General features: G+C 65.4%; 25 protein-coding genes. 4 read left to right on the top strand and 21 right to left on the bottom strand.

Annotation, left to right across the window (positions count from 1 at the left end):
- The 8 genes from DQP56_RS24365 to DQP56_RS00830 form a co-directional block, all read right to left on the bottom strand.
- Nucleotides 1-321: a hypothetical protein gene (locus tag DQP56_RS24365; RefSeq protein WP_133258867.1), complete on the bottom strand. Its 321-nt coding sequence runs from the start codon at nt 319-321 to the stop codon at nt 1-3.
- A complete protein-coding gene (locus DQP56_RS00860) occupies nt 321-560 on the bottom strand; it encodes a hypothetical protein (protein ID WP_085266130.1) in 240 nt (79 codons plus the stop codon). Before DQP56_RS00860 ends, DQP56_RS24365 begins: the two co-directional genes overlap by 1 nt.
- Nucleotides 561-626: 66 nt before the next feature.
- A complete protein-coding gene (locus DQP56_RS00855; RefSeq protein WP_112683167.1) occupies nt 627-806 on the bottom strand; it encodes a hypothetical protein in 180 nt (59 codons plus the stop codon).
- Nucleotides 803-1,078 carry a hypothetical protein gene (locus DQP56_RS00850; RefSeq protein ID WP_085266131.1) on the bottom strand — a complete coding sequence of 92 codons (276 nt, stop codon included), beginning with the start codon at nt 1,076-1,078 and terminating at the stop codon, nt 803-805. The genes DQP56_RS00855 and DQP56_RS00850 overlap by 4 nt, the downstream gene beginning before the upstream one ends.
- A gap of 48 nt (nt 1,079-1,126) precedes the next feature.
- Nucleotides 1,127-1,411, bottom strand: a complete 285-nt coding sequence (locus DQP56_RS00845; RefSeq protein ID WP_085266132.1) for a hypothetical protein — start codon at nt 1,409-1,411, stop codon at nt 1,127-1,129.
- Nucleotides 1,408-3,189 (bottom strand): type IV secretory system conjugative DNA transfer family protein, encoded by a 1,782-nt coding sequence (locus DQP56_RS00840; protein WP_133055972.1) that lies wholly within the window; start codon nt 3,187-3,189, stop codon nt 1,408-1,410. The genes DQP56_RS00845 and DQP56_RS00840 overlap by 4 nt, the downstream gene beginning before the upstream one ends.
- 49 nt (nt 3,190-3,238) lie before the next feature.
- Nucleotides 3,239-3,796 carry a hypothetical protein gene (locus DQP56_RS00835; protein WP_205868756.1) on the bottom strand — a complete coding sequence of 186 codons (558 nt, stop codon included), beginning with the start codon at nt 3,794-3,796 and terminating at the stop codon, nt 3,239-3,241.
- 249 nt (nt 3,797-4,045) lie between these two features.
- Entirely contained in the window at nt 4,046-4,717 is a 672-nt protein-coding gene (locus DQP56_RS00830; RefSeq protein WP_085266135.1) for a trypsin-like serine protease, read from the bottom strand.
- A gap of 449 nt (nt 4,718-5,166) precedes the next feature.
- Here DQP56_RS00830 and DQP56_RS00820 point away from each other — a divergent pair, with 449 nt between their 5' ends.
- From DQP56_RS00820 to DQP56_RS00810, 3 genes are all read left to right on the top strand, one after another.
- A complete protein-coding gene (locus DQP56_RS00820) occupies nt 5,167-5,763 on the top strand; it encodes an ArsR family transcriptional regulator (protein ID WP_085266137.1) in 597 nt (198 codons plus the stop codon).
- Nucleotides 5,760-6,221, top strand: coding sequence for a hypothetical protein (locus DQP56_RS00815; protein WP_085266138.1), 462 nt, complete (start codon nt 5,760-5,762; stop codon nt 6,219-6,221). The genes DQP56_RS00820 and DQP56_RS00815 overlap by 4 nt, the downstream gene beginning before the upstream one ends.
- A gap of 112 nt (nt 6,222-6,333) precedes the next feature.
- Entirely contained in the window at nt 6,334-6,642 is a 309-nt protein-coding gene (locus DQP56_RS00810) for a PB1 domain-containing protein (RefSeq protein WP_085266139.1), read from the top strand.
- A 50-nt stretch (nt 6,643-6,692) separates the two neighbouring features.
- Here DQP56_RS00810 and DQP56_RS00805 read toward each other — a convergent pair whose 3' ends face one another.
- From DQP56_RS00805 to DQP56_RS00775, 7 genes are all read right to left on the bottom strand, one after another.
- Nucleotides 6,693-7,325 (bottom strand): hypothetical protein, encoded by a 633-nt coding sequence (locus tag DQP56_RS00805; RefSeq protein WP_133055974.1) that lies wholly within the window; start codon nt 7,323-7,325, stop codon nt 6,693-6,695.
- 11 nt (nt 7,326-7,336) lie between these two features.
- Entirely contained in the window at nt 7,337-8,335 is a 999-nt protein-coding gene (locus DQP56_RS00800) for a C40 family peptidase (protein WP_085266141.1), read from the bottom strand.
- A gap of 41 nt (nt 8,336-8,376) precedes the next feature.
- Nucleotides 8,377-8,721 (bottom strand): hypothetical protein, encoded by a 345-nt coding sequence (locus DQP56_RS00795; protein ID WP_085266142.1) that lies wholly within the window; start codon nt 8,719-8,721, stop codon nt 8,377-8,379.
- Between the two features lie 50 nt (nt 8,722-8,771).
- On the bottom strand, nt 8,772-9,095 hold the full coding sequence (locus DQP56_RS25095; RefSeq protein ID WP_085266143.1) for a hypothetical protein: 324 nt from the start codon (nt 9,093-9,095) through the stop codon (nt 8,772-8,774).
- A gap of 88 nt (nt 9,096-9,183) precedes the next feature.
- Complete coding sequence (locus tag DQP56_RS00785; RefSeq protein WP_085266144.1) at nt 9,184-10,440, bottom strand: PPE domain-containing protein; 1,257 nt, start codon at nt 10,438-10,440, stop codon at nt 9,184-9,186.
- 139 nt (nt 10,441-10,579) lie between these two features.
- Nucleotides 10,580-10,885 carry a hypothetical protein gene (locus DQP56_RS00780; RefSeq protein ID WP_085266145.1) on the bottom strand — a complete coding sequence of 102 codons (306 nt, stop codon included), beginning with the start codon at nt 10,883-10,885 and terminating at the stop codon, nt 10,580-10,582.
- A gap of 104 nt (nt 10,886-10,989) precedes the next feature.
- Nucleotides 10,990-11,931, bottom strand: coding sequence for an ESX secretion-associated protein EspG (locus tag DQP56_RS00775; protein ID WP_234812334.1), 942 nt, complete (start codon nt 11,929-11,931; stop codon nt 10,990-10,992).
- A 63-nt stretch (nt 11,932-11,994) separates the two neighbouring features.
- Between DQP56_RS00775 and DQP56_RS00770 the strand changes: the two genes are divergently transcribed.
- Nucleotides 11,995-12,756: a hypothetical protein gene (locus DQP56_RS00770; RefSeq protein ID WP_133258865.1), complete on the top strand. Its 762-nt coding sequence runs from the start codon at nt 11,995-11,997 to the stop codon at nt 12,754-12,756.
- Between the two features lie 103 nt (nt 12,757-12,859).
- On the opposite strand, the gene DQP56_RS00765 is transcribed toward DQP56_RS00770, so the two are convergent.
- The 6 genes from DQP56_RS00765 to DQP56_RS00735 all read right to left on the bottom strand — a co-directional run bounded on the left by DQP56_RS00765 (nt 12,860) and on the right by DQP56_RS00735 (nt 22,030).
- Nucleotides 12,860-14,473 (bottom strand): type VII secretion protein EccE, encoded by a 1,614-nt coding sequence (locus DQP56_RS00765; protein WP_085266147.1) that lies wholly within the window; start codon nt 14,471-14,473, stop codon nt 12,860-12,862.
- The gene (gene mycP / locus DQP56_RS00760; protein WP_085266148.1) at nt 14,470-15,861 is read right to left on the bottom strand and encodes a type VII secretion-associated serine protease mycosin; all 1,392 of its coding nucleotides are present in this window, start codon (nt 15,859-15,861) and stop codon (nt 14,470-14,472) included. The genes DQP56_RS00765 and mycP overlap by 4 nt, the downstream gene beginning before the upstream one ends.
- Nucleotides 15,861-17,354 (bottom strand): type VII secretion integral membrane protein EccD, encoded by a 1,494-nt coding sequence (gene eccD, locus DQP56_RS00755; RefSeq protein ID WP_085266149.1) that lies wholly within the window; start codon nt 17,352-17,354, stop codon nt 15,861-15,863. The genes mycP and eccD overlap by 1 nt, the downstream gene beginning before the upstream one ends.
- Before the next feature lie 33 nt (nt 17,355-17,387).
- Nucleotides 17,388-17,702 (bottom strand): hypothetical protein, encoded by a 315-nt coding sequence (locus DQP56_RS00750; RefSeq protein WP_133055976.1) that lies wholly within the window; start codon nt 17,700-17,702, stop codon nt 17,388-17,390.
- A 108-nt stretch (nt 17,703-17,810) separates the two neighbouring features.
- Nucleotides 17,811-18,857, bottom strand: a complete 1,047-nt coding sequence (locus tag DQP56_RS00745; RefSeq protein ID WP_085266151.1) for a MinD/ParA family ATP-binding protein — start codon at nt 18,855-18,857, stop codon at nt 17,811-17,813.
- Between the two features lie 1,094 nt (nt 18,858-19,951).
- Nucleotides 19,952-22,030 carry a hypothetical protein gene (locus tag DQP56_RS00735; protein WP_085266153.1) on the bottom strand — a complete coding sequence of 693 codons (2,079 nt, stop codon included), beginning with the start codon at nt 22,028-22,030 and terminating at the stop codon, nt 19,952-19,954.
- Nucleotides 22,031-22,078: the final 48 nt, after the last annotated feature.

Below are 22,078 nucleotides of genomic sequence, written 5' to 3'. Positions count from 1 at the left end.
TCATCTCCTCGGTGGTGAATCGTTCAACGACTCCAGTTTATGGCTGGCTGTTGGGGATTGAGCTTCTTCGGGCTCGTTGTCGCCTGGACTCCAGAGCACGAAGGCGGGGAAGGCTTCTGGTGGAAACCAGGTGCTGGGAACCGATTCCGTGCTGCCGGGGCTGAACCACTGCTCGTCGAGTTGCCACACAAGGCGGTCGTTTCCTCGCAGAGCTTCCCCGCGGAACTGCACGGCGGTCAGGTTCGGCACGCAGGCCAACTCGGCGGCGGTGTTGATCCGCCGCTCAGGGCGCCCACCGGCAACGTCAGCGTCGTGGTCCATCAGTTCGCTGCAGCACCGAGCCGCATCGACGACATCACGATGTCGTTGACGTCCTCGGCGCTTAGTCCTGCAGCGGTGTTGGCCGCTTCGGACATCGCCTGCAGCACAGACAAGTCGGTGTGGCGAAAGCCGGGGTGGTAGCCCGGCTGGTCTTCGGTGATCAGCGCCTGGTGATACACCAGCACTCCGTCGACATCTTCCGCGAACGATTCGTTGACGTAGTAGGCCTTGCGTGCCATGTGTTTTCCTTCCAATTGGTGTACTGCGGCTGTGTGCGGCGGCCCGCACTGCGGTCGGGGTCGGTGTTATAGGAACCACCGCTGTTCGATGGCGCGGCATGCCCGACACAGAACGTCGGGGTCGCCCTGGTTGGGGTCGTCAAGGAACGTGCAGTTGCTGGCCGTTACCGTGTGGCCGGCCTCGGGTGGTTGATCGCCATAGATCGACCAGCGCGTGGATGTCGAGTCCATGGTGTTGCGGCTCATGATGAGCTCCCCGCCGCGCAGCGCTCGCAGCTGGCGAGATATCGCTGGGTCGCCTCGTCGAAGTGCGCGCTGTCGGCGGTGGCTGCGCAGTGCGCGGCGTGGCAGAGGGCGGCAAGCTGGTTGGCGCTGATGTGGCTGTTCTGCGCGTGCCACAGTTCGGTGATGGCTTGTTCGGCGCCGCGACGCGCGGTGGGCGGTGAAGCATCCAGTCGCGCGGACGCGGCGACCAAGGCGGTGTCGAGGTGGTAGAAGTCTCGTGTTTGGTTGACCATGCCCTGTTCTCCCCCTTGGTTTGCCGATTCGCCTTGGTGTTGATTCGGTCAGTGCGTGCCGAGATGGTGGTGCAGTGCGGCGGCCGCGGCGACTGCGGTCGGCCCGTGGCAGCAGTGCTGCAGGGTGCCGTCGCTGAGTTCGAGTTCGGCTTTCCATCCCGTCAGGGCGGGCTCGTCGGCCAGAGTGGTGTCGCGCAGTACGGCTACCCCGGCGGGGAAGGCGGTTCCCAGTGCCTTGCCGGGGCCGATAGAGATGATCGCTGCGTCACCGTAGGTGTGGGCCAGCTCAGCGAGATCCGATGCGTAGAGGTCCGCCAGTTCGTCGTGGTTCATGAGTAGTCGTCTTCCTCGTCGCTGTCGATGCACAGTGCCGGATCGTCGTTGGCGGCCGGCTCCAGGAGTTCCGCTTCGGCTGCCGCTTGCGCTGAGAGGGCATTGGGATCGAGTTCGAGCAGCGCTCCTTCGTAATCTGCGCTGTCGCAAAGGCCGTTGTAGCTATCGTGCGTCTTGTCGTACTGGAACATCTGCGGGTTGGGTGTGCCGTCCCGATTGTCGAGGTTGATCATCTTCAGCGAGTTGAGCTCGCAGATCGGCTTGTCGAGGTCTTCGGGCTCCTTGACGGCGAACCATTGTCGGCTGTAGAGGGGGCGGATCCGATTGGAGACGTTGTCGCGGTAGGACGTCCAGGATTCGCGCAGGCTGGCGGGGGCCTTGGGATCGTTCACGTTCATGCCCGGGGTGTAGCCGTAGTAGCCCTGGAACTCCACGACGGTGGCGGCTTCGGGGTCGGCGACAAGGCCGCGTCCTGCCGCGGAAATCCGTTGCCCGAGTCGGCGTGCCCTGTCCTGCAGTTCACGGGGGAAGGCTTTGTCCAGAGTCATCTTCTCGGGGGGGCCGAGGGAGATGATGAGCTTGATGTTGCCGCGGGCGTCGCCGGGGATCGTCTTGGAGTAGAGGTCCTGGGTGAGGATGGCGACGTGGACTCGGAATTCGCGGCCTTTGCGTAGGACGTAGAGGAAGTCGGCGATGTACTCACTGTCCCTGTCGGGGTTTCCCGCGTAGAGGCCCTCGATGTCGCGGCGTACCGAGGCGAACTCGTCGAGGATTACCAGCCAGGGGACGAAGGCGAACGGTTCTGGGTGGCCGGCGATCTTGCGTTTCTGGGCGATCACCGCGCGGCGGTTGATCTCTTCGACGATGGCGTGCATCAGTCGAACGTGCTCGGCGGTATCAGCGGAGATCATCACGACGTTGGCGATCGAGCCGAGGCTGGCGTAGTCGGTCTTTTTTCCGTCGCAGATGAAGATGCCCCAGCCGGCGGCCCGGTACGGTTCAAGCACGCTGCGTACGAAGACGCTCTTGCCGGCACCGGTGCCGCCGATGGCCATCCAGTGCGGATATTCCGCCGGGGAGTATTCGAGCGGCTCGTTGAGTTCGTTCACGCCGAGCCGGAACTTGAACTTGTGGTATCCGGCGATGGCGTCGGCTGCGCTGGCGGCGATCGTCTGAGGTTCGGGTGGGGCAATGAACTTTGGGAAGCTGGTTTTCCGTGTGGCGGTGACGGTGTCGCGCTTGGGATCGACGTCGAAGTCCCAGTCTCCGTCGATGGTTTCGAGCTTGTTGATCAGGATGGTTGCCTGGCGTTTGTCGCCGAAGTACCCCGGTTTCTCGGCGACCAGCTTGAACCCCTGCAGGGTTCGGTCTTCGTCGAAGGTGACCGACCCTTCTTGTAGTCGCAGGGGGAGGTTGTGGGAGGTGACGACCTGCACGATGCGGTCCAGGTCGCGGTTGCCCAATGTCGTTGGTGTGGCCGTCGGCATGGCCGCTGCCGGCAGCGGCGGCAGCGGCGCGGGCGTCGTCGTGGGCGGCGCGGCCACGGTGGGCGGCTTCTCCAGCAGCAGGGCTAATCCCGCTGCGAAGGCGGGGACTCCGGCGAGCCACAGCACTGAGGCCGAGTCCCAGATTTCTGGGTGCCCCAGTCGTCCCCACAGGTAGAGCAGCAGGCCAAATCCGATCAGCAGGAGGCAGCCGCCTGTCATGCTGCGACTGGGCATCTGCCAGTACGCCTTTGAGTGGTCGACAGAGGCAGTGTCGTATGTCGGCTGGCTCATGCTCTACCGCGCTCCTCAGTCGCCGGTTGGCGGCGCGCTTGTACGTTCATCAGGTCACCGGACCTACGGGCAGGCACACCTGGTCGAACCAGCGCTGCGCCCAGCGCGCGTCCCCTAGTGCGGTGTGACGGTCGGCGCCGGGAACGGGGACTCCGCATTGTGCCGATGCCTGTTCAACGTCGTGGGCTGGCATGTGGCCCTGCCGCAGTAGGAACGAGTTGGCCAGGTCGACGACGTCTTGGGGTTCGTAGAACCATGCGGGGCGTAGGCCATGGTCCTCAAGCATCCGTTCCAGGCAGTCCGTGTCGAACCCGATGTGGATGCCGTAAACGGCTGCCTCTGCGGTCCATTCGTGGACCAGCTGCGCGGCAACTGCTTCGCGGACGTGGTATTGCCCTGGGTGCAGCGCTGCGCCGAAATGGGGATGGCGGGTGTAGAAGCCGGAGATATGCAGTGATCTTGGGTTTGCGGTCTCGATGTTGAGGTCGTCGATGTCGACGAAGATGGTGATCTCGCGCTGCCCACCGTGGCTATCGCGGCGGATCATAGCGATCTCCCATGCCTGTTTTCCGCAACCCTCACTGTCCGTTTCGGTGTCGAGAAACACCACCGCCGACATACCTTGACCCCCGGTCCCCCACGCGCTGCACACCCCAGTCACGGAGGTGCCGTGTTCATTGTCGGCACAGGCGTCCTGCGTTTTGGCGGCTCGACGCGCCCGGGTACCGGTTTTCAGCCCAGGTTGGGTGCACTGGGGCGGCAGACAGTTGTTCGACGTCGGCTCAGCGTGGGCACCTTCACCCCGACACAGCACGGCCGCACTGTCGTTAGCTGGGCAAAAATGGGCCGAGCGGCGTTATCCGACGGTGAGATTCCAGCGGCCCAGCCAGGGGCCGATCAGTTCGGCGATCAGCAATCTTTGCCTGGCCATTCGAATGATGATTCCGACTGCGGCAGCAGTCCCATCCTTTCTCATGACGAACACCGGGCCGCCCGAGTCGCCTCGCTGGATCGAGGCCGCGAACTTCACTTTGGATGCGCTCACTTCGACGACCGGCCCACAGTCAAGGCCACTGACCGCGCCCAATTTGCAGACAGTGTCTCCCTCTGAGACCGTCGACACCCATCCAGAGACCGGGATCCGGCCATCGATTTTCCCGGTTGCAGCAACACCGTTCGCCAACTTCAAGACCGCGATATCGGTGGCCTCGCCCTCGGCTCCCTCGAACTCGCTAACGACGAACTCCGCCACTGGCACTTCTCCCCCAGCATCTGCGTGCATGGTGAGCCGGCTCCCGTCACCGTGCGCGCAGTGCCCAGCGCTGAACAGCACGGGATGGCCGCGGCGATTTCTCGCGAGAAATCCCGCCGTGCAGTCGCCTTTGCCGACACCGCCGGCGGTCCTGGAAGTCACCTTCGCGCCCGGCCTGAGCACGACGCCGGCGGTGTCCGCAATTGCGGTGGGAGCCAAGGTCAACAACGTCGTGGCTATGGTGGCCGTGAACGTCGTCGCGGCGACTCGACGCATTCGTTGCCCCCTGGTCTCGGCGTGTCTTTACCGCACTGTATCTGCGACCGTGCGCGGTGAGCGGCTGTTCAAGCAGCCGCGCGAACCCGCAGCGAAGCCAAATTCGGTGAAAAAACGGGGGTTCCGGGACGGCGCGCCCGCCAGATGGCCTACCGCGACCATAAACTATTCCGTATGAGTTCATCTTCGTCGGACGTGACAGCGGCACCGGCCGCGAGGCCGGAGATGGTCGGCGCATCGATGTTGGCACCCCCGGTGAGCGCGGGTCCGATCACGGCATCATGCCTGGGCGGAGTGCCTTTCATCGGCATCCAGGGGCCTGTCGATCACTTCAGCGGCAAGAGGCTGGCACAGTGCGTGCGCACAGCTTTGACGGAGCTTGGCCTGACGATCGACCCTCCCGAATAAAACACTCGACACTTGCGTTAAACGGGTGATATATTCCAATTATGCGTAGTGATGCTCCGTCCTTGATGCCGATCTTCCGCTCGCGCCACCAAGCCGAATTCCTGGCGCACCTGCTCCAACACCCCGACGTCGAATACACCCTGTCCGAACTGGCCCGCATCATCGACGTGCCCCTTTCCACCCTGCAACGCGAAGCCGACCGACTCGCCGACGCCGGCCTGATCCGCGACCGAAAGCAAGGCCGCAACCGCCTCGTTGCCGCCAACAGCGCCAACCCGGCCACCGCACCCCTGACTCAACTGCTGAGCCTGACCTTCAGCCCCCTGCCCGTCATCGCCGAGGAGTTCAGCATCGTCGCCGGCACCGAGGCCGTCATCATCTTCGGGTCCTGGGCCGCGCGATACGCCGGCATCCCCGGCCCTCCTCCCAACGACATCGACGTCCTGGTCATCGGCACCCCCTCACAACTCGACCTCTTCACCGCCGCAGACCGCGCCCAGGCCCGCATCGGCATCGAGGTCAACCCCGTGCACTGCACCCCCGAACGCTGGGCCACACCCGGTGACGACCCACTGATCATCCAGATCCACCAGTCACCGCACACCACCGCCTACAGCGCGAACGGACAGCAGCCATGACCAGCTGGGCCCTCGGCCACGAACAGATCGCTCAACTCATCGCACGCGGCGACCTCGACCAGATCAGCGGAGACGCCGCCAACGGCGCATACCTGCTCGCCCAGGCCACCCAGCGCCTCTCCAGCGCCCGCACCGTGCTCGTCGACGACCCCATCGGGGCCTTCGAACTCGCCTACGACAGCGTGCGCAACACTGCCGTCGGGCTACTCAATCAGCAGGGTCTGCGCGTCAAGAGCAGCGGCGGCCACGCCGCCGCTTGCGATGCCGTCCGCGCGCAGTTCGGCCGCGAGTTCGACTTCTTCAACGCCATGCGCCGCGTACGCAACAAGCTGGAGTACCCCCGCGACCCTAACGATCTGCAGATCACCGCCGAGGAAGTCCAACAGGCGATCGACTACGCCCACAACACGCTCGTGGCCGCCGAGCAGCTACTCCCGCAGCTCGGGATCTGGTCCTGACGCCGCATACCAGGACAGAATCAACATTCACTACAGGGCGATGCACAGAATCTCACGCCACCGACGCATAGCTACCTCACGAGACCGGCGCCCGTCGTATAAACTCCTGTTTATGGCCTACGCCAAACAGCCCACGCCGGAGCAAATTCCGGTACTCGAAGAGCTCCATGAGGCGTCTGTGCTGCGCAACCTGGCCTACCGCTTCTACCTCCGGGTCTTCACCCGCGCGCTACGCGCCGGCGTGGGTCCCAGTGTCATCGCCCGCTACGCGCGGATCAGCCCGCAGGCCGCTAACAGCACCCGCAACCGACTCAAGGCGCTTCCCCCGGATGACGACGCCCCGGGCTCTGTCGACGAGGTCCTAGAGCGGATGAAGCGAGACCTTCCTCCACGCTCTAAGCAGCCGCCGAAAAGCAAATAGTCGGCAGGCGACGAACCCCGGCCCTTCCACTCCAGCCGGCGGCCGGGCTCTCACCAGCAGGTCAGTCCAGCATCGATCAGCCGGTTGGCATCGTTGACGTAGGCCGCCCGCACATCCGAGGGCTGACGCATCCATTCCCGACCGTGCCGATGCGCCAGCACCGCGGCGATCGCCGTAGCGAACCGATGACGCCGGACCCCATCGACTGCCGGCGGGCAACTGACAGCGACAGCCGGAGCGGGCGGCGACGGCGCCGGCGCCGGAACGCCGTGCAGCTGCTCGAACTGCCGCATGTACAGGCGCCGGGCCTGATCGGAAACGCTCACCGCGATCGACACCCACGCATCCCAGTCCTCAGGATCGAGGTTCTCCATCTCCGGCGAGACAGCAACCCCGCCAGCGTGCCCCCAGCCAGGATGGCGAGCCGAGACGAAGTCGATCCACCACTGCATGGCCCGATCGAACTCCGCGGCCTCGACCTCCAGTTCCAGCGAGGGGAACGGGCCCGGGTCGCGGTCCTCCCACAGGGCCGTCATCCCTTGATCGATCAGCGCCGCAGCATCCCGCAGATAGTCCGCTCGCCCGTTGTCGGACAAGGAATCCCAGTGCCGGCCATGCCCGGAGGCCAGCCGCGTGGCAATCGCCGATTGGAGCACGCGGCGCTGCCCTGTGGCCGGACTCATGCTGTCGATGATCACGCGACCATCCGGCGGAACTCGCCCGGCCGCAACGGGCTGATCTTCACGGTCTGGCCTGACGACGGCGCTTCAACAACCTGGTTGTTGCCGATGTAGACCTGGACATGGCCCGGCGGCCGACCAGCCGAATTGGGGAAGAACAGGTCCCCGGGCCGCGCCTGCGCAGCACTGACGGGCACGCCGGCGGCATATTGAGCCTCAGAGGTGCGCGGGATTTCGTGGCCTGTCGACTGGTAGGTGAGGTAGCGGGACAAGCCGCTGCAGTCGAAGCCGATCTTCTTGTAGTCGCCGGCTCGATCCGCGGGCCCACCACCATCGCTGATGCCCTGCGAGGGCCCGTCGAGCGCCCCTCCGCCCCACGCGTAGGGAGTGCCCAGGGTCCCGCGAACCAGCTCTTGCAGCTGGCCGCCCTTCCCTGTCAGCGCCGCGCCCATGGGCTGCGACGCGGGCCCGCCGGTGGCCATCAGCTTGCCGAGCAGCGGCGAGAGCGCCCCGGCTGGTCCCAGCATGGACTGGATCGGCGCGGAAGCTCCCGACATGGGCATGGCGGGTATGGACGGCATAGACGGCGAACTGGGCGCGGTCTGCATGGTCGGCATGGGCGACTGGTACTGGCCGGCGCCGGTCAGCTTCGCCAGATCCGAGGCGCTCAGACGCGGAGCGTCCACCCGGCTGGGCCGACCGAGGCCATCTCCGCGACCGGCACCCGCACGATCCTTGAGGTCCGTGTCCACCTTGCCGGCCCTGTTGCTGTTGGCCCTGTCTTGGTCACCCAGCGCTTCAGCACCGGCCTTACCGTTGCGCGACGTCTCCCCGGCACCGTTGAGAGCCTGTTGGGAATTGTTGACCTGACCGTCGACTGCCGCAGCGACGCTGGGGTCCAACCCGGACGGGCTCAGCGGCAGGGAGCCGCCGGCGGCGGCGAACTGGCCACCGAGCTTCGCCAGCGTGCCAGCGGCTTCTGCGGGGTTGACCCGAATCTCCGGAGATGTCATCTGTGCACCGTGCCCTCGAACTTCACCGTCGCCACGGTGGCTCAGATGTTGGCGATCTTGGCGGCGTTGGACTGTTCCTGGTGCTCAATCCCGTCAGCGATCTTGATCAGGACCTCGGCGTCACGAGCGACGTTGGCCTTGAGCAGCTCGATGTTCTTGACCACGTTGCCGTTGGCTGTCCCCAGCGCCTCCAGCAGCGGCGAGAAATACGGCGCCGGACTCTGATCGATCGTGCCGAGGGCGGCTTCGCGCTCCGTGGTCTCATGCACGCTCTTGGCGTCGAGCAGCACGGAGTCGATCTCATCCACCAGGCCTTGCAAGGTTGCCGCGGTGGTACGCAGCGTGTCGGGGTGCGCCTTGATTTCCAAGGCATTCGGCTCGCTCATGCGTATTCCCCCCTATTAGGTCTCGTACGAAATCAAGATTATCTGACCGGTCATTCCGTTTGAGTGCGTGGCGCGACAGGCGCCCTCATTGTTTGGGGCGTTCCCGCGGCGGCAACCGCCATTGGTGCAAAACCGGGATTTGCCTTGGACAGGTAGGTGATCCAGCGGATTGTCCCGCCGATGACGAATAGCAGGCCCAGCAGTGACACCAGGGTGTGCGCGTCAACACCGACAGCGGGATAGGCCAGCGGGAACGCGACGATGTTCGGCTGGCCGGCCGGCGTTGCGATGTTGAGCAAAACCCACACGCTGGAGATGGCTGGGACGTAAGCACCCAGTGCCCAAACGATCAGAGCAAGAACAATCGCAGCCATCCACCACGGTCGGCCAGTCCCACCGGTACCCATGGTTAGTCAGCCTACGCCGCCAATACCGCCATTCCTGACTGCAAAATCCCGCTGTTTAGGCGTCTTTGAACAATTCGTTGGCCTCGCGCTCCTCAGCGGAAAGCGTCGCCGTCACGGGCTGTGCCGCCATAATTCCATCGCCGGACTTGCGGGCACCCCCACCAGCCTGCGCCCCCGCGGCATGCGGCGCCATGCCGCCTCCGCCGTAGAGCCCTCCGTTGCCGCCGGCCGCGGGCGTTACAGCCAACTCAGATCCCTTGGCGGCCACACCGGAGAACACGGGCTGGCTCCGCGCCGCTGGACCGGAGGCACCCATGTAGGCGCTGTGGCCCATCATGGACCCGCCCAGGCCGCCACCGAAGCCTCCAGGCGCGAAACCGCCCGCCGCCCCACTGCTGGAAACGAGACTGCCTTCAAATCCGGACGCTACTGGCCCACCCATGCCGAACGCGCTCGCATCGGTGGGGTTCATCCCGCCGCCGAGACTGGAAATCAGCGACTGGAACGGAGACATCAGCGACTGCGCGGGCCCGCCGAGCTGCCCGCCGAGGCTGCTGACCTGGCCCAGTGCTTGCCCGGGCATAGACATGAACTGCCCTGCACTGCCCATCAGGCTCGACATCTGCGACGACATCGGCCCTTCGGCGGCCGAGCCGGCCTGCGTGGCTGCTCCCACCGATTGGCTGAGGCCTTGCATCGACCCCTGGCTTGCCGCGCCGATCGCGCCCTTGGCTGCCGCGCGGGCAGCGGCGTCGCCCAGCCCGGCGGCCGAGGAGGCCAGGGAAGCCAGCGGTGGCGGCGGGCGGGTCGGTTTGGGCAGCGTCGCAGTGGTGACTTCGCCGTCGTAGGTCATCATCGTCGAGGCGTTCTGGCCCCAGAATTCGGCGTATTCGGCATTCAGTGCGGCGATGAGTCCGGAGTTGCAGCCCATGAAGTTCGTGGCTTCTGCGACCATCTCCGAGATCCGGTTCTGGTTGACCTCGGGCAGCGGGATCATGGAGGCTTCGCCGGCGGCATACGCAGTGGCGACCGCGGTGCAGGCTGCGGCGTTGAGGGCCGCGATCATCTCCATTTCGACGAGCCATTCGCCGAATGCCATGGCTGAGGCGGCCATGGCGGTTGGCGCCTCACCCAGCCAGTTGATGCCCATGGTGGCGACCTGCGCGGCGAACACGCCCATGGCAGATCCGACCATCGCACCGAACGACATCCACATTTCGGCGGAGGCCATCCAGGTAGCGGGCCCGGTTCCAGCTTCGTAGCGGCCAGCGTTGATCTCCGGGATATAGCCGCCCCAGGGTTCAGTCGGCACTCACTTGCCCCCTTCGTGCTGAATCACGCCAGACCCACACGTCGCCCTGCCCCTCAGGCCAGAGACTTCGTGTTTGCCCACTTCAATCGTGGGAACCGCACACCAACCCTCGGCGACAGTGCCCCTGTTGCGAAGCGGCCTAGATCAGGCTCATCGCCGCGTTGCCAGCATCGGTGATCTCCGTGCCAGCGCTGGAGGCGAGGATCGCGCCGTTGAGTTCCATCATCTGCTCAATGCCAGCGAGGAAGTTCGTCGCATACGTTGCTGAACCGGCCTGCTGCTGCCCCATCGCCAGCGCGGATGCACTCTCGGCGCCGGGCGGCATGATGGCCATCGCGGTGGCCTGGTTGGCGGCGCAGAAGGCCCCCAGCGCGCCCTGGATCCCTTGCAGGACCCCGACTGATCCGGCGACACCCGCGAAACTGGTCATCCCGACGACACCCATTGGTTTCCCCTTCCCCGAAAACGAACTGGGCTCTAAGTACGTTCACCACAATAACGCACCGTGGTCCCAGAACAATGGGTTCCTGTTGCAGGTCGCCCTGCTTTTTAGCGGGTGACTATATCGTCGGGATCTGCCATATCGATGCCGCTTCGAAGTGCCTCGATCGCCGAAGACACATTCTCAGGTGTGGCCGGCTCGTAGTTGACCCATTGCCGGCCATCAAGACCACGGACGGGATAGCTGACCACAGCCCCTGTCTTCGTCCCGCCGAAGAACATCACACCGGCCGCGTTGGACTTGGCGGTTTCAAGACCCGTCGAGGATCGTCTACTGGCGGTGAGCTGGGCCAACGCGACGTTGTCCTGGCTGAGCAGATCCCCCAACGCTGCCGCCGCTGACGGGGCCGCGCCCGCGGCCTGCAACGTTGCCACCGCTTCCGAGGTCTCTTTCTTACGAGTCTTCGGGTCGGCGTTGCGCCGGCCGATGGAGTCGGCATCCGGGGCCGGGATCGACACCCTGGCCATGGGGTATGGCGGCCAGCGGCAGCCGGGATCGAGAATGGCCAGCACGATCTTGCCCACCTGCAGATGCAACTCCGCGTCACGCTGGCTGGAAGTGGGATCGGAGTAGATGTTCATCTCCCCGCCAGCGAGAACGGTCGTGGTCACCGTGTGGCCACTGACCCCGACCAGGAACGGCACTCGGGGGATGTCGCGTACGGCATATTGCACCCCGTACTGCAGAAATTCCTCGGGCAGATCCGCAGTGACAGGCCGCCGCTCGTTGTAGAGCAGAAGCAGGCCCCAGATCGCCCAGTCGTAGCGGGTGACACCGGCGAAGAGCTCTTGCGCCTCAGGGACGAGTTGGCTGGTGCGGCCATCGACAACGCCCCACCTGATGAGGTCATCCCACAGGTGTGGCCCCTGGTCGAACACGGGCATCGGCCCCAACTCGACAGGCAATCGATCAAGCAACCCCCGTCGGTAGAGCTCGATGAAATGCCGCTGGTCGAACCGGTCCCGACCTGGACCGCCGCCGTCGCTCACCGTTGTCGCCTTCCTGCCGCGTCATTGCACCACGAACCCTAAACTGAAGTTTAGCCTTGGCGTATGGGGGTTTCGCTGCTGCTACACCGGGTTCGGGCCGGAATGTCGACGACCGGACCAGTTTTCAACATCGCGCTGCGCATTTTGGTCAGGCAACGCACCCACCTACAGCGACGTCTGGTCATGGTCATGGCCGCCGCGGCCACCATGGTGATGGCGGCGGTCATCGTCGTCTTTCAAGCACCGGTGATGATTGCCAATATCGCTGTAGCCACAGTGTTCGGCGATTCCGACATCCCTGGCTTCGCGGCTGGCGTGCCCGCCTCCGACCAGTGCGTCGCCGCCCCCACAGCCACCGCGGCGGTATCCGCTCCCCCGCCCGCCGGCGAAGTCTCCGATGACGCCCCGCCTGCCGCCAGCCCTGGTGAACAGTCACCGGCAGCCGAGACCACACCCGCAGCGAGCGCCTCGGAGCTCATCGGCCAGATCCCCGTCGGCGCCGACGTCGATGTCGCTACCGCATGGTTGCTGTTTCGCCTCGCGCACCCGGCCGAGCCCGCTGTCTCCGACTACCGCGACTTCGCCGCCGCCTACGCGATCACCCGGCAGTCAATGTCGTTGCACGCCACCGCGGTTGATGTTGCTGCCACGATGGACCCCGGCGCTGACTACTCGCCATACCTACTGTTGGCCCAGGCCGCCGTGTACCGGCTGTTGAGGCACGGTTCTGTGACGGCAACCGACCAGCAGTCCGCGGATCTCGTCCGCGGTTTGGCCGCGACCTGTGCGGGCCCCGAACGCTGGCCCCTTACTTCACGTTCTTGATCCCACTCACTGGCCCACATTGTCGACTCGTCACGCCAGTGAGCCGCGCGCCGATATGCGCAGACCGTCTGTGAAGCAGCTACCGCCCGGCGGCCGCAACACTTCAGCGGCCAGGTGCTGTCGCATGGCTCGGCGCGGCGTGACGGCCCTTAGGCTCCCGCGCGCGCACCGTGAAGATGGCTTCCTCCGCGTTCGACACCAGCCACCGGTACCGGGTTTGTCCAGCGGGCGTGGTCAACAGACACTCATCGGGGCCGGCCACGATGCCGTACTCAAGCCGCCGGGGCTGGGAGGTCATCCAGACCAGCCGCACCTGAGTGGGCCGGGACTGACGGGCCAGGCCTTCCTGCGTGCTCAACACGATGTCAGCTTCGGGGCGTTGCCCGTAGCTGGCGCCGATGCTGCGGGCGAACGCTTTCCATTCATCCCCGGGGATATCGATGTTGATGCTCAGGCCACTGGTGGACAAACGCAACAGCAGCTGTTGGCACAGTGCGCCCGGGGCAATCAGGTAGAAGGGGTCGCTGCCGACCGAGAAGTTGACGAACACCTGTGCGCGGGTCTTGGTCAGCCCAACGAAGGTTCCCACTCCCCCGGCCTGCAGCGGAACCGGGAACTCCTCGTCACGGGAAAACGACTTGCCGGGAACCGCGGAGGTCGGTGCGGTGCGCAGCCCCGGGATGGCCGCGGTCAAGATGGCGGCCTGCTGGCCATACTCACGACGCAGCCCGGTGGCTCGCACGGTTTTGAGGGCAGCAGGATCATTGTTGAGGTAGCCGAGGTAGAGCTCGGCGTGGTCGCTGCCGTCGCGCTGGCGGGTCAGACGCAGGACCTCGAGGTGGCGATGGGTGTTCAGCTTGAGCCACTCAGAGTAGTTTCCCGATGTCCACGCTGAACTGGCCGGGGTGAACACCGATGCTTGCATGGCGGAGGCACCGCAGGAGCCCCAGTGCTCGTTGTCCACCTGCTCGATCAGTTCCGCACCGACCTTCTCTTGGAAGGCTTCCAGCTCGGCCCGACTGAGCAGCAGGGCATTCCAGCCCAGCTTCTGCAGCCGCCGGCGGATGCGATCGGCCGCAACGGTTACGGTCCGGCTGAGGCCTACGGCAACACCGTTGGTGCTCTGCCGCGCATACACACTGTCCAAGGACCCGTCCAGCGCCACACTGACTTCCAGCACTGTGCTGCCGTAGAGCATGGCACCGATCGGGCCCACCGCGGTGTGGGCAATGGTCGCCGCCTGGGAGGTGTCGACGTACTTGTGCGCGAACGTCAACACACTGACGTGGTCGCAGGCGATGTCGAACTGGGTGAGTTCTTCACGGATCGCGTCGATCGGGATCGAGCGGATGGTCGACTCGTCCTCGGATCCAATGACGGTGACCTCGTATGGCTGCGGACGCAACGCGATGTACACACTGGCCTGACGCCCATCCCAGGTGTGCCCCACGTCCGACGTCGAGTACACACTGATGGGCTCATGTGCGCCACGCCTATAGGTGAACCGACGCCCCAGCCAGCCCAACAGGGTTCGTGACCGGTAGGCGATAACCCCGGTCAGCACCGCGACGCCTGCAGTCGCGCCCCCGACTTCTACGATCTGCTGGTCGTCGAGCTTCAGCAGTGCAGCGACCATCACTGCGATCAGCACGGCAGTGGCCAGGAACCACACGTTGGCGGTACCGAACTGAATGCCCCAGCGGCGATCTCGTCTCATGCGTTGTCCGATCTGCGTAGAGCGAATACGACCAGTGCGATGACGGTAAGGATCGCCGCGGCTGCCAGGAAAGTCCCCAGGGCGACGTCGCGGGCGGTGTTGTCCGGCGGCGGCGGTGGTGTCGGCTCCGGTGCTGCGACACTGGGCACCCCGGCTGCCACGGTGTCCCCCTTCGGCACGTCAGCCGTCAGCGCGGCCACCGCGTCGATGGGTCCGGCGCCGAGGGTGTTGGTCAGCCCTTCGGCCGGCGTGTGGGCGGTGGACAAGATCCGGTTGATCACCTGCCGCGCCGACAGGTGCGGATACTTCTCCCGGATCAGCGCCGCCAACCCCGCCACATAGGCGGTGCCATAGGAGGTGCCGTTCAACGGTATCGGGGCACCTTTGACCAGAGCCGCGTTGGCCAGAGCGCCCGGCCTGGGCTCGGTGGGATCCAGGGACACGATGTTCATGGCTGGCGCGGCCGCCCCGACCCAGGGGCCGGGCATCGAGTTCACATAGGGGTCGCCGGTCAAGGTGGTGCCGCCGACCGACAACAGCAGGTTCGAGTAATAACTGGGCAATGAGACCGACCTGACGCCATCCCAGTTGCGTCGATCCGAAGGATTGGCCGGGTCGTATCCCGGGTTGGGTTGGCAGGTTTGGCCGCCGGTGTTGCCCGCGGCCGTGATGACCACCGCATCGCGGACCACCGCGGCGTAGTACAGCGCGCCTGCCAGCGCCCGGGTGTCGACAGGGCTCCCGGCATCCACGCAGGCGGTGATCGACAGATTGATCACGGTCGCACCCAGATTCGCCGCGTGCACGATCGCCTTGGCCAGCGCCATCAGGTTGGCGGCGGAGCGATCGGCGTCACTGTAGCCCTGCGGGGGCGTATCTTCGGTGAACGCGGCACTGGTCTGACGGATCGAGACGATCTCAGCGCCGGGGGCCACTCCGACAAAGCCGTCGGTCGGCGAGGGCGCAGCTGCGATGATGCCGGCGATCAGCGTGCCGTGGTGGTCGCAATCAGAAAGGCCGTCGCCCCTCATGATGTAGTCGCCGCCGCCGCGAAGTCGCGGCAGTCGTGACACCGGCTGAATACCGGAGTCGATCACCGCCACGACCTGGCCGTCGCCGCGCGCGAACTTGTGCAGTTCGCTGACTCCGAACACCGCGCTGGCAGGGATCACGTCGAACTGCGAGTCGGCCAGCACCGCTGAGGTCGCGCAGACGGTGTTCTGCTTCATGTCCAGGGCTGGGGCGGGGTCTCCGTCCGGTGGGGCGATGTCGGTGGCCAAGTTGATCTCCGGCGGTGCGATCGCCTGCGCGGGAGGCGCCCAGGACAGGGCCGCGACCAGCATGCAGGTGCACACCAGGTTCAGCAGTCGCACCAGAGCAGCAGTCATCAGCGCGCCCGCGCCTTGCTGTACAGGTCCATCGCGACGATCACGAACGGCAGTGGGGTCCAGAAGAGCATGCGTTCGAAGACTTCGATGGCCTTGGTCACGATAGGGCTCACGATGCGGCGTTCCTGGATCGCGAAGATGGTGGCGACGAACATGCCGATCGCCAGGATCCCCAACGCCATCGCGCCGCGGATCGCGTTGTCTTCGGTCAAATTCGGGTCGGTCAGCAGACCGGCGCCAAACAACCCTAGGACGCTGGCACCGGCGATCAGCACGATCGCCTGCTCGAACGCGTCGTCGGTGCTCTTACCGCGAGAGATCAAGCAGGTCGCGATAACCAGCATGAACGTCCAGATCACCCATTCGTGGTTGTCGAGGCTGCGCCCGACGATCCAGCTCGTGGCCACAGCTACCGTCAGTGCGCCGATCATCAGGCCGATGCGGCAGGCTCGGGCGGTCAGGATCTGCTGCTCCTGATTGAAGATCGACGAGTTGTTTCCCGACTTCTCGTTACGCGGCAGCGATCCGGCATCGAGGTTGCCTGCGCCGTCTCCTCGCATGAACGGCTCGCCGGTGGCGGGCACGTAGGGAAGCGAGATCCGGGCGACAGCCAATGCCAGGCGCGGCGAGATGAGGATTAGCGCGAACGCCAGCGCGATCTGTTGTGTTCCGATTACCGCTGTAGGACTGCGATAGATGGTGTTGAGCAATCCGACGAGCAAGACCAGTAGGGATCCAGCGGTGACCGCGTTGTGCATTCGCAGGTGCTCTCTGGTCACCACCGACAGGCAGACCGACAGCACCAGAAGCACCGATCCGGCGGCAACGAGTTGGTAGATGCCCAGCGGCCGCGGGGTGATCACCAGTGCAGCACTCGCGCTCAGCAGATATGTGGTCATCATCAGCGGTACCGGCACGGTCTTGTACCGGTCGTCTCGCGCGGTGCGCACAAGCACGACAGCGACTGCGGCGCAGATCAATCCGAGGGAGGCCATGGCTGCGGTTGTGGCTGCCCGAAGCGCCCAGCCCGGCTGCTGGGTGTCAGCCCATATGACGGTTGCCCCGCAGATCAGCGCGACGACGGCCGGCACCATGCCCAGTGAAATGCGCCTGGCGAAAGGTGAATCCCACGACGGGAAGTGCCGTTTGAGGTAGTAGGTGATCGACTCGGCAACATCGTCGATGAGGGGAGCGTATTTCTCGCCAGGGTCCGTCTTGGTCAGGAAGAGTCGGTCGCCGTCGAGGACCTTCTCCTCGGCGAGGCTTTTCTCCTCGTCAAGCGGCTGGTCACCGAACGTGGTGAGGTGCCAGTAAGCGTCGGGATCACGAAGCCAGCTGGTGTCCTTGTTCTTCGCGTCCAAGTGCTTTATCAGATACGGGATCAGCTCGGCAATCGTATCGGCGATCGGCAGATGACTGGGCAACGGTACGTCCACGACGTGGCCCGGGATCGTGACCTGCACTCGGCAGTTGACTTGCTGTGTCCCAACCATCAGTCCTCACTCAATGTCGTTGCTGCTGTTCGGTTATCGAGCGGCCTGAGCCAGGCTCGTGTTGTTCGTCTCCAGCTGGCTTGCGGCCGGATCGATTACCGCGGCCTTGCGCCGTCCAGGTCCCCGGCGCCGCGTGGAGCCGTGGCCCTGTGCCTGCAGCCCCGCAGGCGTCGCCCAGCCGGTCGCCAGCATGGCGTCGATTGCAGCCTCGTACTGTTCGCGGGCCCGCTCTTCCTCCTGGCGCACAGCTTCGACGGCCTGCTGCTTGTCCTCCAAGGCGGCCTTGAGGTTGTCGAGCTCGGTCAGGCGGCCCAGCAGATCGTTGGCGATCTCTTCACGGTCTGTCACCGGTGCCATGGTTGTCGGTTCCCCCTCTTCGTCAGTTGTGCGCTGGGTCGGTGACCGGCTCAGCGCGGCGGCGCTTCACGTTCGGCCGCCGCCCCATCGAACGCCGGATCAGTTGGCGGGCAGTTTGTCCAGCAGGATCGCGGCGGCCTTGACGAAGCAGCGGCGAGTTGCCTTGTCCAACAGTGCCAAGGAGATGGGCCCGGCCTCCGCAATGTGCGGGTCGTAGGGAATCTCCAGCAGCTCAACCTTTTCCGTGTTGTGGAAGTGGTTGGTGATCGCATCTACGCTCATCAGCGGCTTGGCCGGCGACTGGTGATTGAGCAACACGATGGTCCGGCTGGCCAACTCGGTCAGACCACGCTCCCTCAGCCACGGCAACACTTCACGCCCGGGCACCGCGCTGTCACGGGTCGGACTGACCACCAGGATCAGCGCATCGAGACTCTCGATGATCGTGTCGTAGGACGGAGTCGCCGTAGAGGGCTCGGTGTCGACGAACACGATTTCATGGTGACGCCGCAGCTGTTCCAGCGCCTGCAGGTAGTCCTCCGGCATCAGGGGCTCGCTGATGAGCTCCCGGCGCGAACCGAGCACCGAAAGGCGGTGAGGGTTGCTCATCAAGTGCGCGCGAACATCGCTGATGGAATGCAGGCTCTGATCTTGAGCCAGCGCCTGGACGCTCCCGCCCGCCGGCTGCTCTCCCGGCACCCGCAGGCACAACGACCCGCGCGCCACGGTGTCGACGGCGACGACGCCGCCGTCCTGCCGGTGCGCGGCGACCGTGGAGGCCAAGCACATGGTCATCGAAGTCTTGCCGACACCGCCTTTGAAGGCCACTACGCCCACCGTTTTGCGGTACCGGAGGCGCTTGTTGATCTTGGTGATGTCGTGGTCGTACTCGATTTCAGCGGCACCCTTGCCGATGGGGATGCCCACCCGTGAAATGACCGACCGCCAGCCCTGTTGAGGCCCTTCCCGGCGACCGCTCTTGACCATGAATTCGCCCTCACTGGCGTGCAGTGCTCGCTCTTCGGCGTAGAGGGTTTCTGAGACCTCTACCCGGTCCGAGTAGCCCGCGGCGGGGCCAGTCAGATGCTGGGCCCCTGCCGATCCCATGCCCGCGCGCTCCTCGAGCTGACGGATGTAGTCAGCCACCTCCGGCGGAACATTCTGTGCGGGGGTGGGGACCGTCGGTCCAGCGGCAAAGGTCGGCGGCGAAGCGATTGGCGGAGCACTGATGTGCGGCGGCTCAAATGGTCGGTGCAGTTGATCGCTGGTTGCCGATGCGGCGGGTGAGGGCGTCCATGCCGGCCGGTCGGGGTCCGTGTGGTGGGCGGGAGCCGGAGCGGGCGGAGGCGTCTGCTGAACCGGGGGAGGTGGAGGCGGCGGAGCCGCTTGCGGGGCCGGCGAAGCAGGAGGCGTCGGCGCAGGAGGAGGCGGTGTCGGCGCCTGACGCTGCGGCCACGCCGGCGCCGGCGGCGGGGTGGTTCCACCGATGGATGCACCGTGTCGCGGTTCCGGTCCGGTAGAGGGCTGGGTCGGCCGGATCTCGACAGTCCGGGCGGCGTCCTGCATCTCGCGGCCCAAGTGGACTCGCTCGCTTGAGGCACCTCGGTCGGTCGTCGGGCTGGTCTGCTTGGGAACAGGAGTCAATGGGGTGGTCTGCTGAGCCGAAGGCGCGGATTCGCGACCGGCGCTGGCGGTTCCTTCTGAGCCGGTCAGGGGTGGGACGCTGGCTCCGTGGCGGCCACTCGACGAGGGCGCCGAGGCCGATGGGCTGTCACTGACTGAAGGGCTGTCGGGCCGCTTCGGTGCGGACTTAGCGGCGTCGCCAGAGTGAAGACCGTCTTTGGCAGGTTTCTCCGCCGGGGGTGGCGCGGTGGCACCGCTGCCCGTCGTAGCAGCTCCGGCGGGTTTGGCCGAGTCACCGGTTTTACCGGAGCCCTGCGCCGCAGGAGATGGACCACTGCCCGAGGCGGCGGCTCCAGTGGCCGCCTTGGGCGTGTCGCCTCGGTCGGCAGTCGGTGCGGCCGCGCCCCCGCTGGTCGTCGAACCCCCGGCCGGGGGGGCCTTCTCACTGGTTGATGCCGCGGGCTCGCCCGCCGCGCGGCCTGCGACGAAGGCGTCACGCAGCTTCTCGACCTCGGCGGGGTCGGTCTGCGAGGAGTCGAATTTAACCATCAGTTTCCCGCTTCCGGCATAGGGAGTCATTCTTACGGTGAAGTTTACAGATGCGTGGGGGGTTCCGGTCAAATAGCATCGCCGAAACCCACTCCGTTTCGCCGCTCAATCCGATTCTTTCCGTCAGGACCGGTGACAAACACCAGCTGCTCAGCCGACTCATCTTCATCAGAGATCGTCACCGGCGCCGCCACGCCGCGGGCCCGCAACAGGTTGCGATTATGCGCCAAGCGCTGAGTACGCGCCGCAGGATCTAGTAGCGACCGAAACTCCCGAATCCCTGATCTCGCCGGGACCGCTCGACTGGTTGACGCTACAGGCGGCATGGACTCGACCGTGCCGAAAGTGGCCGATCCCACCGCCACCTCATCCGGGCCCGGTGCCGGGCGCCCATTTAGCGCCGCGACCTCGGCCTTCATCCGCGTACCCAGGGCATCGAGATGCCGCCAATACTGCGAGATGGCGCTGTCAAAAGAGTCCTGCTGCCCGGTGTCGGGCGCCAGCACCGGCATGCCGACCGCAGGCGCCGACACCGCGGGGTCACCCTGCACAAGCGCAAACGGCGCCGCGGCCTGCCCGATACCCCCACGGAAGTAGATCGGCATCAGCCCGCCGGCCCCCTGGGGGGACGGGGAGATCAGGTCAGCAGGCGTACCCGGGCGACCGATGAGCGTCCCACCATCTGCCGTAACGACAACCACCTTGTCGGCAGGATCTGTTGCCGTGGCGCCGCGATGGTCGATGACCTGGCCCAGAACAGACGGGGCACTGATGTCACCGCCCGTGATTCCAACCGGTGTCCGCTCCCCCTCGCTGGGGTTATATGTGTCGGCGCGATCAGTGGCTGCCCGAAATTCAGGGGTATCCGCCACGATCATCGGTTGAACCGAGGCCATCGCGGCTCCTTTCTCACTGCCTGCTTCGCCCGCGGAACTCACGTACTGACGCAGGCGCTGATACTGATCCACCGCCCACTGCTTGGGCTGATCGAACGTGCCTTCCACCGCCGTGCCCAAGACGGTTGTCTGGTTGTTCGCATACATCGCGGTCCAATATTTCGACCCCTCGACCCGGTCGCGGAACAACTTCAGCACTGTCTCCATGTTGGCCAGCAGCACCCGCAGCCACTTCGCCGTGTAGTAGTAGGCAACCCCCATCAGCACGATCTGCAGCCACGCCGGCAAGAAATGCGCCACCGACACGACCAGATAGATCAGCCAGCTCGGCCCCACCCCGGCCACAAGCCACAACCCCAGCGCGAACAGCGCGTGCGTGGCGCAACGAGCCAAGGTCCGCGACAGGGGGTCAAAGGCCCGCCGCTTGTTCATGGCGACCACCGCCACATACACCGCCCCCGTGAGGTAGATGACGGTCAGAGCGAGTTGGTTGAGAATGTGCAGCGTGACCACGACGGCGAAGTAGCACAAGCCCACCGCGAATCCCACCGCCACCAATGCGGCCAGCGCATTCGCCGGGGTCGGGTGAGCACCGGCCAGCTGTTGGTGCGTCAGGCAACTCGGGTTGGACCCGCCGGCATTCATCGCCTTTGACCACGCCTTGGCGCATTCGCCACTGAGGTCACCGCGATAGTTGATCAAGAAGGTCAATGCTCGAACCGAGTCGGTGATCGCGGTGTTCACCCGCTCGCCGACACCCGCGTCACCACTGGCGGTCAGCCATCCCGCGACCGCCAGCACAACACCAAGCACCTCACGGATGAGGCGAAACGGGTTCGATGCCAGCACCGCGACAACCCCGAGCAGCAGGATCCCCGCCCAGATCCGATCCCACTGCCGCTTACTGACTTGCACTGCCGAACCGGCCGAGCCGCGCCGCATGAAGACGTTGAACGCCAAGAGACTGAAGGCGCCCATCGCCAGCACCACTGGTGGGATCACCTCGTAGACCCGCCCCGTGAGCGCCCCGTAGACATTCGAGAGCGGCTCCAGCCACGCGTCCGGGTTCAAGATCGCGTTGATCAGGGCCACCGCATGCGCCGAGATCACCAGGAACACCAGGTAGCCGAAGTCGGCCAGCATCCCGCACAGCTGAGACATGAGGCTGAACGCCGACGAGTTCAGATTCAGCCGGTAATTGGCCAGCTTCCCGCCGTCACGGTCAACGAGGTTCAACCAGCCGATGAACATCGACCCCACATCATCAGCGTCGAAAGCGCCGGCCGCCGCCGGCGCGGC

It is taken from the genome of Mycolicibacter senuensis, assembly GCF_003284925.1.
Lineage (GTDB): Bacteria > Actinomycetota > Actinomycetes > Mycobacteriales > Mycobacteriaceae > Mycobacterium > Mycobacterium algericum_A.
Note: the sequence above shows the minus strand (reverse complement) of the source record. Positions and strands in the feature narration are given on the sequence as shown.